The sequence below is a fragment of the Streptomyces sp. NPDC049040 genome (genome assembly GCF_043197715.1).
Classification (GTDB): domain Bacteria; phylum Actinomycetota; class Actinomycetes; order Streptomycetales; family Streptomycetaceae; genus Actinacidiphila.
Genome location: NZ_JBICTO010000004.1, coordinates 110,830 through 126,680, shown reverse-complemented (window position 1 = coordinate 126,680; position 15,851 = coordinate 110,830). Strand labels below are relative to the sequence as shown.

General features: G+C 71.6%; 14 protein-coding genes. 2 read left to right on the top strand and 12 right to left on the bottom strand.

Features of this window, described 5'->3' with window-relative positions; genetic code table 11:
- Positions 1–4: 4 nt before the first annotated feature.
- The 4 genes from ACGFMP_RS13155 to ACGFMP_RS13140 form a co-directional block, all read right to left on the bottom strand.
- Positions 5–367, bottom strand: a complete 363-nt coding sequence (locus ACGFMP_RS13155; protein ID WP_393672282.1) for a hypothetical protein — start codon at positions 365–367, stop codon at positions 5–7.
- A 201-nt stretch (positions 368–568) separates the two neighbouring features.
- On the bottom strand, positions 569–1,102 hold the full coding sequence (locus ACGFMP_RS13150) for a TerD family protein (protein WP_393672281.1): 534 nt from the start codon (positions 1,100–1,102) through the stop codon (positions 569–571).
- Positions 1,103–1,331: 229 nt separating this feature from the next.
- Positions 1,332–1,817 (bottom strand): hypothetical protein, encoded by a 486-nt coding sequence (locus ACGFMP_RS13145; RefSeq protein WP_393672280.1) that lies wholly within the window; start codon positions 1,815–1,817, stop codon positions 1,332–1,334.
- A gap of 140 nt (positions 1,818–1,957) precedes the next feature.
- Positions 1,958–3,154: a glycoside hydrolase family 76 protein gene (locus ACGFMP_RS13140; protein ID WP_393672279.1), complete on the bottom strand. Its 1,197-nt coding sequence runs from the start codon at positions 3,152–3,154 to the stop codon at positions 1,958–1,960.
- Between the two features lie 162 nt (positions 3,155–3,316).
- Between ACGFMP_RS13140 and ACGFMP_RS13135 the strand changes: the two genes are divergently transcribed.
- The gene (locus ACGFMP_RS13135; RefSeq protein ID WP_393672278.1) at positions 3,317–3,811 is read left to right on the top strand and encodes a DUF664 domain-containing protein; all 495 of its coding nucleotides are present in this window, start codon (positions 3,317–3,319) and stop codon (positions 3,809–3,811) included.
- A gap of 85 nt (positions 3,812–3,896) precedes the next feature.
- On the opposite strand, the gene ACGFMP_RS13130 is transcribed toward ACGFMP_RS13135, so the two are convergent.
- Positions 3,897–5,090 (bottom strand): cytochrome P450, encoded by a 1,194-nt coding sequence (locus ACGFMP_RS13130; protein WP_393672277.1) that lies wholly within the window; start codon positions 5,088–5,090, stop codon positions 3,897–3,899.
- A 422-nt stretch (positions 5,091–5,512) separates the two neighbouring features.
- On the opposite strand from ACGFMP_RS13130, the gene ACGFMP_RS13125 reads away from it, so the two are divergent.
- On the top strand, positions 5,513–6,379 hold the full coding sequence (locus ACGFMP_RS13125; RefSeq protein WP_393672276.1) for a universal stress protein: 867 nt from the start codon (positions 5,513–5,515) through the stop codon (positions 6,377–6,379).
- Positions 6,380–6,658: 279 nt separating this feature from the next.
- Here ACGFMP_RS13125 and ACGFMP_RS13120 read toward each other — a convergent pair whose 3' ends face one another.
- The 7 genes from ACGFMP_RS13120 to ACGFMP_RS13090 form a co-directional block, all read right to left on the bottom strand.
- Complete coding sequence (locus ACGFMP_RS13120; protein WP_393672275.1) at positions 6,659–7,837, bottom strand: hypothetical protein; 1,179 nt, start codon at positions 7,835–7,837, stop codon at positions 6,659–6,661.
- 299 nt (positions 7,838–8,136) lie between these two features.
- Positions 8,137–8,613 (bottom strand): GNAT family N-acetyltransferase, encoded by a 477-nt coding sequence (locus ACGFMP_RS13115; RefSeq protein ID WP_393672274.1) that lies wholly within the window; start codon positions 8,611–8,613, stop codon positions 8,137–8,139.
- Between the two features lie 177 nt (positions 8,614–8,790).
- Positions 8,791–9,789: an NAD-dependent epimerase/dehydratase family protein gene (locus tag ACGFMP_RS13110; RefSeq protein WP_393672273.1), complete on the bottom strand. Its 999-nt coding sequence runs from the start codon at positions 9,787–9,789 to the stop codon at positions 8,791–8,793.
- A gap of 202 nt (positions 9,790–9,991) precedes the next feature.
- The gene (locus tag ACGFMP_RS13105; protein ID WP_393672272.1) at positions 9,992–10,429 is read right to left on the bottom strand and encodes an NUDIX domain-containing protein; all 438 of its coding nucleotides are present in this window, start codon (positions 10,427–10,429) and stop codon (positions 9,992–9,994) included.
- Positions 10,430–10,677: 248 nt separating this feature from the next.
- The gene (locus ACGFMP_RS13100; RefSeq protein ID WP_393672271.1) at positions 10,678–11,940 is read right to left on the bottom strand and encodes a hypothetical protein; all 1,263 of its coding nucleotides are present in this window, start codon (positions 11,938–11,940) and stop codon (positions 10,678–10,680) included.
- A complete protein-coding gene (locus ACGFMP_RS13095) occupies positions 11,933–13,474 on the bottom strand; it encodes an alkaline phosphatase D family protein (protein WP_393672270.1) in 1,542 nt (513 codons plus the stop codon). The genes ACGFMP_RS13100 and ACGFMP_RS13095 overlap by 8 nt, the downstream gene beginning before the upstream one ends.
- A gap of 309 nt (positions 13,475–13,783) precedes the next feature.
- Positions 13,784–15,850 carry an iron ABC transporter permease gene (locus ACGFMP_RS13090; RefSeq protein ID WP_393672269.1) on the bottom strand — a complete coding sequence of 689 codons (2,067 nt, stop codon included), beginning with the start codon at positions 15,848–15,850 and terminating at the stop codon, positions 13,784–13,786.
- Between the last annotated feature and the right edge of the window lies 1 nt (position 15,851).

Here is a 15,851-nt window from a genome sequence, read left to right as displayed (position 1 = left end):
TTCCTCAGAATTCCGACAGGGACGAGATCCGGCCGCCCGGGGCCGACGTTTCGGTGAGGCGGCCGACGGCGAGGCTGTCCACGTCCGTCTCCACCAGGCCGTCGGTGCCGTGGTAGGTCTTCTTGCTCAACTGAACCTTGCCCGCGAGCTCGTGCAACGCCGACGCCAGCGTCTTGGCCTCCGCCTCCCAGGCCTCGACGAACGCATTGATCGCCGATGCGGCGTCATTCCCGCCGGCATCACCGTACGAGTAATGCATACGTGCCTTGACGGCAGCGCTGACACCGTCCATTCCCGTGCCGGCGTCGTCGAGTTGCCGGGCCTGGCCGGTCATGCCCGCCTTGGCCTGGTAGCCGTCGAACCCCACCGTGCCCCCCCAATGTTCGATTGTGACTGGAGGGAGGCTAACACGCCCTGTGGATAAGCCGGTTTGATGGCTGGTCCGCTGTTCTGCGGCACTGCGGGCGGCACAAAGGAAAGGGGTGGTCACCCGCCTTCCGGGGGTCAAATGAGGGTATAGGACTCCGGTTTGAAGGCTTGCCCTCACCGGCCTTTCGGCGGCCGGCGCTCAGGCCCGCAGATGGCCCATCGTCCGGCTGAGGGTGTCGGGGTCGGCGTCGTAGCCGACCAGCAGGCTGTGGAACTCCCACGCGCCCGAGGCGGTGCGGGTGAACTCCGCCACCGTCGCGCCCGTGGCCGGGCCGACCGGGGTGAAGTCGCCCTCGGCCAGCACCGTGTAGCCGGTCACGAGCTGGTATGCCGGGTTCGCGACGGCCTGGAACTCCAATCGGCCGAAGCCCTGCTGGATCGCCACGCCCACCACGACCCGGCCGTACTCGGAGCCGAGCCGGCCCAGGTCGAGGGTCATCACCTCGTCGAACCCCAGGCCTTTGCCGTCCGTGCTGTCGCGGTTGAGCCAGATCGTGCCGTCGGGTGAGAACCGGTGGTCGTAGGCGACCAGGTACGCCGGGTCGCCGTGCTCCGCCCCGACCCGGTACGTCGCCGCGATCAGGTCCAGATCGCTCGGCGGAGCCCCCAGCGGACTCGGGTCCCACATCAGCCGCGCCTCGGCCCGTTCGATGCCTTTGCTGAGGCCGCTCATCGGACGCCTCCCCTCGGGCGGCGCGCGTGGCCGCCGCCCCTCGTCTTCCATTGTCCCGTGCACGTCCCCGCTGTCCACAACTTCCCTCCCCGGGGGGCTTCGAGCGGCGTCTTCCGGCCATCCCCGGCGCGGACCCTGGCGTCGGCGGCGGCGCCGACGGAACCCGGGCCCGCGGCAGCGGCGGCAGCGGCGCCCGTGCCGCCGCCGAGCCCGCACCACTGCGCACTGCTCACGAAGACGCCGCCGGCGCGGGGCAGTTGATCGTCAGGCCCTGCTTCCCGCCGAAGGCGGTGACGGCAGCAGCGTCCTTGCGCCAGTCGCCCTGGCAGATGAACCGGCCGTCCGCCGCCTTGGAGACGACGACATGGACGAGGTAGGCCACCTCGGTCCCCTTGGCGTCCTGGAGCCGGACGAAGTCCTGTATCGCGGCACGGGCGTCGGCCGGGTTCCGCGCGTCGGTGCCCGTCAGCAGCAGGTCGGCGAGCCCGATGTCCGTGCCGCCGCCGGGAGAGTCCCGGTACACCCGGTAGGGGGGCGCTTCTGCCGTCGGCGGTGTCGCGGAGGAGGGCGACACACCGGGTGCCGAGGCGCTGGCCGCAGGTGTCCCGGTGGCGGGTGTCTCGGCGCTCTTGCCGTCGCCGCCGCCGGAAGAGCAGCCGGCAAGGCCGAGGAGGACACCGGACAGGACCGCCGCGGCGGGGAGAGGAAATCGCATGAAAAGATCGTGCATGACCGGGCCGGCCGGGGCAGGACCTGTGACGGTGCTGTGACCTGTCCGGGAATTCCGGCCCGGCCGCCGACGCCGGCCTCCCGCGGGAGGCGGCCCGGCGGTTCGGCCGCCGGGCCGCGGCGGGCTCAGTACAGCGTCGACCACTTCGACCGCGGCCAGGCGAGCGTCGCGAAGATCTGCGCTGCCGCCGCCTGCTGGATCGACTGCGTGGTCCCGCCGGTGTCGAAGTGCACCAGGCCGGTCTCCGGGTCGCGGGCGCTGCTCCACACCCAGTCTGCGTAACCGGTCATCGCCTGCTGGTACTTGTGGCCGCCGGTGACGGACTCCAGCAGCAGCAGGTTCTTGAAGAAGATCGAGTTGAAGTACACCGGCTGGCTCGTGAGCTTGTCGCCGGTGACGTAGTAGGTGTAGGCCGCCTTGGCGATCCGCTCGGCGCGCGCGAGGTACGTGCGGTCGTGGGTGGCCTTGTAGAGCAGGACGTTGACCCCGATGGGGACGCCCTGGTTGTAGGTCCAGAAGGTCTGGTCGATGTCGCCGGTGAGTTTGACGTTGTCCCAGTAGAGGCCGCTCGGGCTCTGCAGGTTGGCGTTGGTCCAGTCGTAGAAGCGCAGGGCGTCATCCAGGTAGGACCGTTTGCCGGTGATCTCGTAGAGCCGCAGGCCGAGTTCGGCGGCGGGCATGTTCGACACGGTGTTGCGGTCCTGGCTCCAGGGCGCCTGGGTCCAGAAGACGCCGCCGGGAGCCGCGTGGCTCGGGTCGTCGTCCCAACCGGAGTCGACCAGGGTGAAGATCTGCTCTGCCCGCGACAGCGCGGCTCGGTCGTGGTGCTGGAGGTAGTCCTGGACCTTCTCCAGGCCGACCCACTCGTTGTCGTCGTAGAAGAGGTCGCCGCCCGTCCCGTACGGGGCGATGACGTAGGAGTCGTAGCCCGCCACCCCGGTCGTCCCGCCGGCCGGGTTCCAGTAGTGCTCCTGGGCGCGGTCCGTGGCGGCGAGCTTCGACTTGTAGTGCGGGTCGACCGCGGAGATGTCCAGCGCCGCGATGTGCACCTGGGACAGCGGCCATTCGTACGAATACGGGTTGTCGGCTGCGGCCACCGGATACTGCTCGTGGAAGAGCCCGGAGCCGTCCGTCGTACCGAGGTACTTCTCCAGCGCCTCGTAGGTCGCGGTGGCGCGGAGCTCGTTCGTGCGGGCGGGGGAGTCCGGCCGGCCCGGGCCCGCGGGTCTGATCGCCTCAGGGGATGCCGCGGACACGGTGCCGGCTGCCAGGACGGCTACGACGGCGCCGGTCACGGAAAGTTTCAGGCGGCTTGAGCGCATGGAAGGCATCTCCTCTTCGGCCACCGCGATCGGCGGCGGCACGTCGGATGTATGACAACGTTGTCAAGCTTGGCTCCGTGCAGAAGTTATCGATCGTTCCGAAGCCCCGTCAATGGCAGGGACCGAAACCCCGCCGCGACGGGTGCCGCTAGAGTCACCCGCATGGCTGAGACGCAGCGCCGCCCCGTGCCCCGCAACGACGGCGGCGAAATGGACACCGCGATGGCTTTCCTGTCCTTCGCCAGGCAGTGCGTGGTGAAGAAGACCGAGGGTCTGACGGAGGAGCAGCTGCGCCGGGTCCTGGTCGAGTCGGGGACCACATTGCTGGGCTTGGTCCATCACCTGACCCTGGCGGAACGGTTCTGGTTCGGGTACCACGTGGCCGGTCGGGAGTCGGAGAATCCCGGGGACATCGACATGGAGGTGCCGGCCGGTCGCAGTGCCTTGCAGGTGCTGGCCGATTACGACGCGGCGATCGCGGCAAGCGACGCCGCGATTCTTGCCGCCGGCGACCTGGAAAAGCCTGTCGCGATAGCGGTCGACGGCACGTTGCACTCGGTGCGGTGGGTCGTTGCCCACATGAGCGGCGAGACCACCCGGCACGCCGGCCATGCCGACATCCTGCGGGAACAGATCGACGGGACGACCGGACGCTAGCGCTGAGACCTGTGAGGGCCGCCGGAAGCTCGCGGCGTGATGTGCGCTGCGTCGCAAGGCGCCGAAGCGGGCCCGCGCCCCCGGGTCACCAGCGCACGGGGAGCTGCCGCGGGCCGCGCATCATCACCCCGCCGCGCCACGGGAGTTCGGCCGGGTCGGCGTCGAGGGCCAGGTCAGGGAAGGCGTCGAGGAGGCCCCGCAGCGCGATCCGGGCCTCCAGCCGGGCCAGCGGGGCTCCCACGCAGTAGTGGATGCCGTGGCCGAAGGCGATGTGCCCGCGGGCGTCCCGCCGGATGTCGAAACGGTCGGGTTCGGGGAAGCGGGCCGGGTCGCGGTCGGCGTCGGCGATCGCGATCAGCACCAGCCGCCCGTCGCCCGGGATGACCGTGCCGCCGATCTCGACCGGCTCGACGGTGAAGCGGTAAGTCGGGGTCTCCACCGGCCCGTCGTAGCGCAGGATCTCCTCCACGGCGCCGTCCAGCAGCCCCTCGGGGTCGGCCCGCAGCGCGGCGAGCTGCTCTGGGTGGGTGAGCAGCGCCAGTACCCCGTTGGAGATCAGGTTGACGGTGGTCTCGTGCCCGGCGACCAGGAGCACCCACGCCATGCCGAGCAGTTCCTCCGCGCTGAGCTGGTCGCCGTCCTCGTCCGCGGTGTGGATCAGGGCACTCAGCAGGTCCTCGCCGCGGCGGTCGCGTTTCGCGGAGATCAGCCCGACCAGGTAGTCCTTCAGCGCCGCAGCCGAGGTCATCCGGGTGTGCTCGGCGGTGGCCGCGACGACGTCGTTGGACCAGCCGCGGAAAGCGGCACGGTCCAGGAAGGGCACCCCGAGCAGTTCGCAGATGACCGTGATGGGCAGCGGGAAGGCCAGCGATTCGACCAGGTCGGCCCGCCTGGACGGCTCCGCGGCCATCGTCGCGACAAGCCCGGCGACGATCTCCCGCACCCGTGGCGCCATCGCACCCACCCGCCGGGTGGTGAACTCGCGGGCCACCATCTTGCGCAGCCGGGTGTGCGCCGGCGGGTCGCTGCTCAGCAGCGACAGCCCGGCGGAGACCCGCATCGCCTGGAGGTTCGAAGCGGCGTTGGCCCACACCTTCGACAGCCGGGGGTCGGCGAGTGCGGCCCGCCCCGCCTCGTAGCCGACGACCAGCCACGCCTCGGCGCCCTCCGGCACCACCACCCGGTGGACCGGACCCCGGGCGCGCAGCTCGGCGTAGACCGGATAGGGGTCGCGGGTGAAGTCCGGGCCGAGGGCCAGGAGGTCAAGGGCAGTGGTCATGCGCGTCCTCCCCGGACTGCTGGGCGGACCGTACGATACGCGTGCCGGGATCCGCGAACGGCCCTTCGGCCCCATCTCGCCCCGTGTCCTGCCCGGTTCGGCGCGATGGCATCGCTTGTCGCGCGTCAGTGGCTGATTTGTCCATGGTGTACCGCCTGGCGGTCGCCGCCGAGGAGGAAAGGGCGGTGCTCTCGTGTTCGTGACCGAGTCCTGGGCGTTCCCTGACGACAGCCCTGTCCCTTCGCATGGCCGGGCCGCGCCCCTGCCTGAGCCGGTCGGAGGACCGTTCGACCGCGCCGTGCCCTTGCCGCCCAGGCATATGGCCTGACAGCGGATGCGGCCCGGCGGGATCGCGGTGAGGATGAGGGGAATCGCAGGAGTGTCCCCGCAGCCACCGTGTCCCGGAAGGCAGAGCCGCAGCCATGCAGAGCCCTCTCATCGTTGGCATTGACGACTCGGAGCCCAGTTGGCACGCGCTCGACTGGGCGATCGCGGAGGCCGGCTACCACGAGGTCCCGCTGCGGCTCGTCCACGTTTCGGAGTCCTATCAGGGCGGAATGCCGCCTGATCCCGGCAAGGTGCCCCCTCCCGAAGTGCTCGCGGAGCGGGTGATCTCCACGGCGACGCGGCGTGTCGCGGAGAGCGGTTCCACGGTGGAGGTGTCCACCCTGAAGGTGTCAGGAGACCCGGTCCAGGCACTCCGCCACGAGGGTGAATCCGCGTTCGCGATCGTCGTCGGGACCAGGGGCCGGGGCGGCGTCACCGGAATGCTGCTCGGGTCGACCAGCCTGGGTGTCACCGCACATGCGAAGTGCCCGGTCATCGTGGTCCGCGGCGGAGCGCAGAACATCCGCGGCGAGTTCTCGCGGGTCACGCTGGGGGTCGGCGTGGGCGGCGAGTCCTCGGCGGCGACCGCGTTCGCCCTGCGCGAGGCCGACGTCCGCGGGGCCGAGCTGTACGCCCTCCACGCCTGGCACCGTCCGGCACGTGACCTTCCCGGCGTCCAGCGCATGAACGGGGACTCCTCCGACCCCGAAGAGCAGTCCGCCGAGCGGACGCTCGGCGACGCACTGGCCGGCGCCTCCCGGAATCATCCAGGAGTCCTGGTACGGCAGGAGACCGCGGAAGGGCACACGCGCAGCGCCCTGCTCGACGCGTCCGCCGCGAGCGACCTGCTCGTGGTCGGCGCCCACCGACGCCACGGGGCCGTGGGACTGCAGCTCGGGCTTGTCAGCCATGCTCTCGTGCACCACTCCACGTGCCCTGTCGCGGTCGTTCCCGAGGGCTGACGCCGTGCGTGGTCCTGTGTGCCGGCGTCTCGGCCAGGCCGGTTGCCGTCGCCGGGATTCGCGGCGGTACCGGTCCGCCGTACGCCTGTCGGCTGGATTTCAATAACAGGCCCCGAGCACATCGGTTCGCGAGGAAGGGCGAACCATGCAGCAGCGGCGGGACAGGATCCGGCGCAGCTTGTCCACCGACGAGTCTCCTCCGACCTCGGATCGACGTCGCCGGGTGAAGCCTGTGCTCCGCGGGCCCGGACCGGTGTGGCCCGGGCCTGCCGGATCGGCTCAGCGGCGGCGCGTCAGGACCAGCGGTACGGAATCGTCCGCGCCGACCGGCACGCTGCCTCCGACCAGGGTGATCGTGCCCGGCGCGGCGGACAGCCCCACCACGTACGCCGAGGAGTCGGACGGCTGCGGCAGCTCCAGGTCGCGCCAGCGGGTACCGGTGAGCCGCAGTACCGCGGATGTGTCGTCGTCCGGGGCTGTGGCGCCCACCACGGTGACCCCCTGCGGGGTGACGGCCAGTGCGCTCAGCCGCCCGGTGCCCTCCGGCGCGGCGGCCTGCTGCCAGGCGCCGCCGGGTGCGGCGCGCAGGACGAGGGCATGGCCGCGGTCCTTCTCGTCCAGCAGGGTTCGGCCGACTGCCCACAAGGTGCCGTCGGGCGCTGCGGCGATCTGGTTCACCTCGCCGTACAGGCCGGTGGTCGGCAGCGGGGCCGTCTTCCAGGTCCGGCCGTCGAAGTGCCGCAGCTCGGGCTGGTCCTGGTCGGTGTAGCCGCCTGCCCAGACGTCGTGCGGGCCGCGGGCAAGCACAGTGTTCGGATCGAAGGCGGCGGGGTCCGCAAGCGGCACCTTGTGCCAGGCACGCCCGTCCCAGTGCTCGATCAGCCCCTCGAAGCGTGTGTCGGTGACGGTGCCGCCGCCGGGCTGCTGCACCGTCGTGTCGACCTGGTACCAGCCCGCGGCCCATACGTCGCGCGGCGAGTCCTCTGACACCGACAGCAGCCCGCCGTCCACCGCGTCGCCGGGCAGGGGGACGGTGACCAGGTGCCAGGCCGTGCCGTCCCAGTGCTCGGTGAGCACTCCGCCCAGGGACGCGTCGTGGTCGCCGACCAGCCAGGCGTCCCGCACGTCGCCGTGAGCGGCGGGTGCCGCCGCGGCCGCGTTGATCCGGCTGCTGCCGGCGAAGGCCGCCAGCGGGACCTGACGCCACGAACCCGGCACGGAATCGTCCCTGCTGAACAGCAGCGGGGTGATGGTCGGGCCCTGTCCCGGGGGAGCGAAATGCATTCCGAAAGCCCAGGTCGTGTGCCCGTCGGGCCGTATCGAGCCGATCAGGGATCCGTTGCCGGGCGGCAGCGGATCGGCGGTGAAGCCGCTGTCCGCGGCTCCCGCGGCCCCGCCCGTCAGGCCGGTCAGCAGCAGCGCGCAGGCGGCCGCCGTCACGGTGGTCGATACCCGCATGAGTCCTCCGTCGCGTCGAAAGTCCCCGCCGCCAGGCACTCCGGCGGCAGTCTCGCAGCGGAACCGAGTCCCCCCCGGCCCATGAGGTCATCCTTCTCGACCGGCGCGGACGTGTCGTGAGTACCCGTACTCAGACGGCGAGTTGCCCGACAGAAGGCCTCGGCGCCGATCGCGGCGGCCGCGCGGCGCCGGCAGCCGGATCCGGCGGCCGTGAGGGAGAAGGCCGGCCAAGCCGCCGACCGGGCCGCGGACCGGAGGAGGGTGGGCCGCCGCGGTGGACGGCCGGTCTCTCATGAGTCCTAGAGCGCCAGCTTGAACCCTTCGTGGCTGCACGCGAAGCCCAGCGCGGCATAGAAGCGGTGCGCCGCCTCACGCTGCTTGTTGCTGGTCAGCTGCACCAGCGCGCAGCCACGCGCGCGTGCCCTCGTGATCGCGTGCGCCATCAGGGTCCGGCCGAGCCCATCGCCACGCCGGTCCGCGCGGATCCGTACCGCCTCGATCAGGGCACGCTCGGCACCGCCCTTGCCGAGTCCCGGAATGTACGTCGCCTGCAGGCACCCCAGCACCGTGCCGTCGCCGTCCACCAGAATCAGGATCTCGTTTCGCGGGTCGGTGTCGATCGCCGCGAAGGCGCGCTCGTACGCCGGCGTCACCACGACGGTCGCCGGGTCCACCACCTGATCCTCGTCGGCGAGCAGGGCCAGTACCGCGGGCAGGTCGGCACGGGACGCGGGACGCAGGGTATGAGCGGGCGAAGGATCAGTGACGGTAGACATGACACAGACCCTAACCGGCCCCTCTCGGGTGGTCCGCCAGCGCCGGCCACCGGTTCTTCCGCGGGAGGGCAGTTCGATCAGGCGCCCGGGACGGCCAGGGTGAGGGCGTGGTCGCGGGCCGGGCCCTGACGCCCAAGGGTCCCGCGGCCGGTGGACGCGCCGGCTTGCGGGCGGTGGTCAGAGGGGCCGGGGGCGGTAGGCGTCGACGAGCCTGTCCATGAGCGCGTCCATGCGTGCGTCGACGACCTTGTACTCGGGGTGCGCGTCGTACCAGGCCACGATTTCCCGGGCGCCGCGTTCGAAGGGGATGAAGGTGTCGAAGTCCGGGACGAGGCGGCGGATCTTCGCGTTGTCGAAGACCATGGAATGGGCCTTGTCGCCGAGGAGTCCTGACCCCCAGTCCTCGTCCAGGGCCATGACGGCGTCGGACGGGACGTGGACGAGGTCGGCGGTCACCCCGGCGGCCTGGGCCATGGCGGTGTAGATGCGGTTCCAGGTCGGGGACTCGTCGGAGGTGATGTGGTACGCCTCCCCGATCGCCTCGTGCCTGCCCAGAAGGCCGACGAAGCCGCGGGCGAAGTCCTCGTGGTGCGTGATCGTCCACAGCGAGGTGCCGTCGCCGTGCACGACGACGCCCTTGCCCTCGATCATCCGGTTCATGACGGTCCAGCCGCCGTCGAAGGGCACCGTCGCCGGGTCGTAGGTGTGCGAGGGGCGCACGATGGTGACAGGGAAGTCGCTGTCCCGGTAGGCCGCGAGCAGCAGGTTTTCACAGGCGATCTTGTGCCGTGAGTAGGACCAGTAGGGGTTGCGCAGCGGCGTCGACTCGGTGACCGGCAGGTGGCTCGGCGGGGTCTGGTAGGCGGATGCGGAGCTGATGAACACGTACTGGCCGGTGCGGCCGGCGAACAGGTCCACGTCGGTCGACACGTGCTCGCGGGTGAAGGCGACCCAGTCCACGACCGCGTCGAATTCTAGGTCCCCCAGGGCTTCGCGCACTGTCTCGGGCCTGCGGATGTCGGCGAGGTGGCGCGTCACCCCCGGTGGGAGGGGCCGGATCGAGGAATCGGTGCGCGTCAGCGCGTGCAGGTCGAGACCGCGCTCCAGCGCCAGTCGCGAACATGCCGAACTGATGATGCCGGTTCCGCCGATGAACAGTACTTTGAGGCCGCCCATGAACTTCACCCCTTCCGCGGTCGGACCCGCTGACGATGCGTCGCTGGAAGATCAGGACCAGGACGATCAATGGTAGAGAGACGGTGAGGCCTGCCGCCGTCCGGGTGCCGTAGGGCTGGTCGCCAGCACGTCGGCCGCCGGCCCGAGCCCGCTCCGCGGCTGAACCAGCCGGTGTGGGTGGGGACGTTCGGGACTCCCTGGTTCACCTCAGCTCCAGGTAGGTGGACTCACCGTCGGCTCGGGCTTGCATGACGGCGTCCCACGCGGGTCGTAGAGGTGCCGGGATGTCCTCCACGGGGAGCTCGGCAATGAACCGGTATTCGGCCAACTCCTCCTCCTGCAGCACGATCGACCCCTGCTGCTCGGAGGTGAGCGCGCCACCCTCGAAGACGTAGTAGACGTGCGAGCGCCCGTGACCCGCCATGAAGGCGTGCACCAGCAGGCGACCGGGCTCCACGTCGAGTGCCAGCTCCTCCCGCAGCTCACGCCGGCATGCGTCGCGTGGCGTCTCCCCCTCGTCGACGTGTCCTCCGGGTAGGTTCCACCCCGATTTGTAGGTCGGCTTCACCACCAGCAGCCGGCCCTCGCCGTCGGTGAGCAGGGCGGCGGCCGACGCCGTCAGCTTTTCAGGGGTGTTCATCGTGCTGGACTCCTCAGGAGGTCAGGACGCGACGGATCCGGTGTGCCCCGCGCCGGGCGAGCCGAAGATCTCATTCTCGGGCCTCGCACCGGACAGGGAATGCTGCTTCCGGCTCGGCTGAACTGCCTAGGGTGCCGCCGAGGAGGTGATCCGGCAGGGGTGCCGGGAGCCGCGGTCTCGCGCGGTTCCGGTGCCGCCTGCCGGATCACCCCGCCCGGGGCGATGACGTCCATGGGTCGAAGGGGGCGTCACCAGTCCGAGTTGGTCGCTCCCAGACTCATCAGGACCTGGTCGAAGGAATTGCCGTCGTTGTCGTCGGTGTACGACATCGCGAGGGTGCCGAAGGGGGAGGAAGCCACCGAGAGCTGCTCCTGCCGGCCGGTCGTGACCTGGCTGACGGACTGGGCGGGCAGTCGGCCGGTGAAGGTGCCGTCGGGGTTGAGGCCGCGGGCCCAGACCGCCGGATCGGTGCCGGTGACGCTCCAGCCGACCACGGCGTCGCGCTGGTCGTCGATGCCGACGGTGGGGTTGCCGGCACCGGCTCCGCCGGAGACCTCGACCTCGGCTGAGCCTGCGGTGCCGGTCGCGGTGAACGACCGGGCCCAGACGCCGCGGGTGCCGGTGTGGTCGGACTCCCATGCCACGGCGAAGTCGCCGTTGAAGTCGGCGGCCACGGCAGGGTGTTGCTGCTGTCCGCCGCTGATGCTGTTGGCGCTGCGGCGGGTGAGCGTCACGGCCCCGTTCGCCTTGGCCAGCTTCACCAGACCGACCTGGTAGAGGCCGTTGTCGTCGGTGTCCTCGTCCCACACGACGACGGCGTCACCCGAGGCGGAGGTCGCGATGTCGGGGTTGTGGTGCGCGCCGCCGGCCGCGTTGACCGTCACCTCGTAGGCCTTGGTGGTGGTTCCGGTGAACCCGGCAGCCTTCACCGTCGCCGCCGCGGTGCCCTGGATGTCCTCCCACACCACGGAGAACGCGACCGCGGTGGTGCTGTTGGGCGCGCCGTCCGGGTCGACCGCGACCCGCGGATGGATCTGCTGGCCGTCGGCGCTCGCGTTCGCCTGGCCTGAGCCCAGGATCGCACCTGCCGGGGAGAGCACACGGTAGGTGATGTTGTAGAACCCGTTGCCGTCCGGGTCCTCGGCCCACACCACGACGGTGTTGCCCCGGTCGTCGAGTCCCACGTCGGGCTGGAGGTGCCGCCAGGACGTGCCCGACGTCCCGCCCGCCGAGAGCTTCTTCTCGTAGGCGGAGGTGCCGTTGCGGTACATCCGCACCCACACGTCGCTGTGCGCGTCGTCGCCCGGGTCGGTCGCGTCGCGGTCGTCCTCCCAGACCACCGCTACGTCGCCGAGGCGGTTGGCGGCGACCGAGGCGGAGTCCTGGTCGCCGGTGGCGGTGCTGTTCGCGGTCACCCAGGACGAGGGTCCGGCCGCAGAGGCCGGTGAGATCATGGCGAGGACCGCGGCGAAGCCCGCGATCGTCGCGCCGAGTACTGAGATTTTACGCATCGGCCAACCCCGGCTGTCCGTCGTGGATGACAAAGGTCCTGGCGGTGGTCGCTGCCGCCCCGTGCTCGGTCACCGTCGCCACCGACCGGAAGTCGGCGGTGAGTTGGGACGGTGTTATGTGCGTGCGGACGTAGCCGCGCCGGTTGGAGTAGAAGCGCAGATGCGGGTTGAGCGATCCGTCGGGGATCGTCGTGGTGGCGCTTCCGTTGCCGCCGCTGGTGACGGAGGTGCAGACGAGCTCGGAGCCGATCGTCGCCGATGACGGGTTGGCGTAGTCGGCCTTGAGGTTGCTGCCCCACGAGGCGTGCACGTCACCGGTGAGGACGACGGGATTGCGTACGGCCCGGTCGATGATGCCCTGCTGGATCCGCGCCCTGCTGGCCCGGTACCCGTCCCAGGCATCCATGTTCATCGCGCCGGACGCGTTCACGTCGCGGGCGAAGAAGACCTGCTGGCCGATGAGGTCCCAGGTGCCCAGGTGCTGGCCGAGTCCGTCGAGCAGCCATGCCTCCTGCGCCGCGCCGGTGATCGAACGGGTCGCCAGATCGGCGTCCGCACAGACCTTCATGCCGTCGCCGCAGGCCTGGTCGTCGCGGAACTGGCGGGTGTCGAGCATGTGGAAGGTGGCGAGGGTGCCCCAGCGGACCCGGCGGTAGAGCGGGATGCTGTTGCCCGAGGGCGTGGCGGCGGCCCGCAGCGGCATGTTCTCGAAGTAGGCCTGGTACGCGGCGGTGCGTCGCGCGGTCCACTGTGCCGTGGTCAACACGGGGCTGCTGTCGGCGCGGACCATGTCGGCGTAGTTGTTCTCCACCTCGTGGTCGTCCGGCACCACCAGCCACGGCGCGATCGCGTGCGCGGCCTGCAGGTCCGGGTCGCTGCGGTAGAGCGCGTAGCGGCGGCGGTAGTCGGCAAGGGACACGATCTCGCTGCCGAGGTGCTGGCGCAGCGCGCCGGCGGTGGCGGCGCCCTCGTAGATGTAGTCGCCCAGGTGCAGGATCAGGTCGGGGCGGTCGTCGGCCATGCGGCGGTAGGCGGTGAAGTAGCCCTGTTCGTAGTGGGCGCACGAGGCGAAGGCCATCGTGAAGTCACGCCCGACCGTGTTCGGCGCCGGTGCGGTGCGGGTCCTGCCCACAGGGGAGATGAACCCCTGGGCCCGGAAGCGGTAGTAGTACTCCGAGTCCGGGGTGAGTCCTCCGGCCAGCGCGTGCACCGAGTGGGCCTGTGCGTAGCGGGCGGTGACCGTACCGGAACTGACGAGGGACGTGAAGTTCTGGTTGGCCGACACCTGCCAGTCGACGGCGACGTCGGCGTTGGGCATGCCGCCCTGACCGTCCGCGTTGGTCGGTGCGGGCGCGAGACGCGTCCAGAGGACCACGCTGCTGTCGTCCGGTTCCCCGGAAGCGACGCCGAGCGTGAACGGGAAGGGAGTGGTGGCGGCGGCCGACGGCTGCGCCATCGCCCCGATTTGGAGGGCAGCGGAGCCCGCGGTGGTGAGCCCGCCAAGGATGAAGATGCGGCGACTGAGGTTGCTCATGGCCGCCGATGGTCGCGGACGCAGATGAACTTCCCTCCCTGCGCCGGGGGCCGTCAAATGACGCTGTAGCGGCGCGAGTTGGTGGGTGTCCGTAGGGCGACCGCCCCCCGTCCCGGTGGCGTCGGGAAGGTCGACGGGAGACGGTGGAAGCCTGCCCGCTGCCCGCTGCCCGCTGCCCGCTGCCCGCTGCCCGCCAGCCCGGCACCGCCCCCCCCGCGATGCCCCCGGCTCCGCACCCCGTGGACGGCCGCGCAACCGGGCCGTGCGCGGGTGCCGTACTCCATGGCGCCCGCACCCGGCCCGCGCGGGCTACCTGCGGGTGCGGACCAGCAGGTGGAGGAAGTACGGCGCTCCGACCACCGCGGTCATCAGCCCGGCGCCGAGCTGGGCGGGGGCGATGACGGAACGGCCCAGCAGGTCCGCCGCGCACACCAGGATCGCCCCGAGCATGATCGCGACCGGAATGACCCGTACGTGCCGCCGGCCGACGAGCGCGCGTGCCGCGTGCGGTGCGACGAGCCCGACGAAGCCGATGGTGCCGGCGGCGGCGACCGCCGTCGCGCTGAGCAGCACGCTCGTCGCCAGCAGGCCCAGGCATGCAGGGGCCAGGCGCAGGCCGAGCAGCCGCGGGGTGTCGTCGTCGAGGGAGAGCAGGTCCAGCTCCCGCCGCCGTACGACCGCCACGACGATGCCGAAGGCGAGCACCGCCGCGACCGGCAGCACATCGGGCAGGCTGCGCCCGTACGTCGAACCCGACAGCCAGGTCAGCGCCTTGGTCGCGTTGAACGGGTCGGTCAGCACGATCAGCAGGCTGATCAGCGCCGTCGTGCCGGCCGCCGCGCCGACGCCGACGAGGACCAGCCGGTTCTGCCGGAAGCCGCCCCGCGCGGCGAGCCCGAAGACCAGGGCCGCGGTGGCCGCGGCGCCGCCGAGCGCCGCGCCTGCCACGCTCCACGAACCCGCCGCGGGCACGGTGGTGACGAGCAGGACGGCGCCCAGTCCCGCACCACCGGAGACGCCGAGGATGCCCGGGTCGGCGAGCGGATTGCGGGTGACCGCCTGCACCAGCGTGCCCGACAGTGCGAGCGCCGCCCCCGCGAGCAGCGCGGCCAGCACCCGCGGCACCCGGGTGTCCAGGACGAACGTGACGATGTGGTCGCCCCGCCCCTGCGCCCAGTTCACGACGTCGCCGAGCAGCAGCCGGGTGTCCCCGAGGAGCACCCCTGCGACGACCACGCCGACGAGCACCACCGCCAGCACCGCCACGGTGACGGCGAACGCCGCCCGGCTCGGGATACGCAGCCGGTCGGGTGCGGCGGCTGCGCCGCCGTCCTGCGTGCGCAGGGCCATCAGGATGAGGAACACCGCGCCGACCGCACTGGTGATCACCCCGGTGGGCACCGCGACCGCGGAATCGGGCCCCACCGACGCGCGCAGCGCCACATCGGAGCCGAGCACGAGCACCGCCCCCACCAGGCCGGCGACGGGCATCGCCGCGCGTGCCCGCGTGAACACCCGGAACCTGCCCGCCAGCGGCCGCACCAGCGCCGGTGAGCACAGGCCCACGAAGCCGATCGGGCCGGCCAGCGTCACCGCGGTCGCCGAGAGCAGCGCGGCCAGCACGACGACCGTGACCCGGGTGCGCCGGACCGGGACGCCGAGGCCGCGTGCCGCGTCGTCGCCGAGGGACAGCGCGTCGATGCGGCGGCCTGCCAGCAGCAGCGCGGCCAGTGCGGCAAGGGCGATCGGCGCCATCCGGACGACACCGCCGAACCCGTTCTGGCTGACGCTGCCCTGGCTCCACTGGTAGAGGCCGTTGGTCTGCTCGGGGAAGAGCAGCAGCAGCGCGTCGGCGACAGAGCCGAGTCCGAGCGCGAGTGCGCTGCCGGCCAGGACCAGCCTGACCGTGCCCGCGCCCAGCCCCGACAGCCCGAGCACGACGGCCGCCGCCGCCAGGGCGCCGGCGAAGGCGACACCTGAGGAGGCGACCAGCGGGATCGAGGCGCCGGTCACGGTGAGCACGCCGAGCGCCAGATACGAACCGGCGTTCACCGCAAGGGTGTCAGGGGCGGCCAGGACGTTCCGGCTCACCGCCTGCAGTGCGGCGCCCGCCGCGCCGAGGGCGACGCCGACCAGGACGGCGGCGACGGCCCTCGGCAGCCGCGAGGCGACCACGACGGAGGCGTCGCCGGGGTCGGCGTCGCCGGTGATCGCCTTCCACACCTGGCTCGCACCGACGGCGGCCGTTCCCTGGGTGATGTCGACCACGGCGAGTACGGCGACCAGCAGGACGAGCGCCGCCGTCACCGCGGTCGCGCCCGTCGTGGACGTGGCCGGGCGCGGCGCCGCGGCCGCGACCGGTGTGCTGACGGCCATG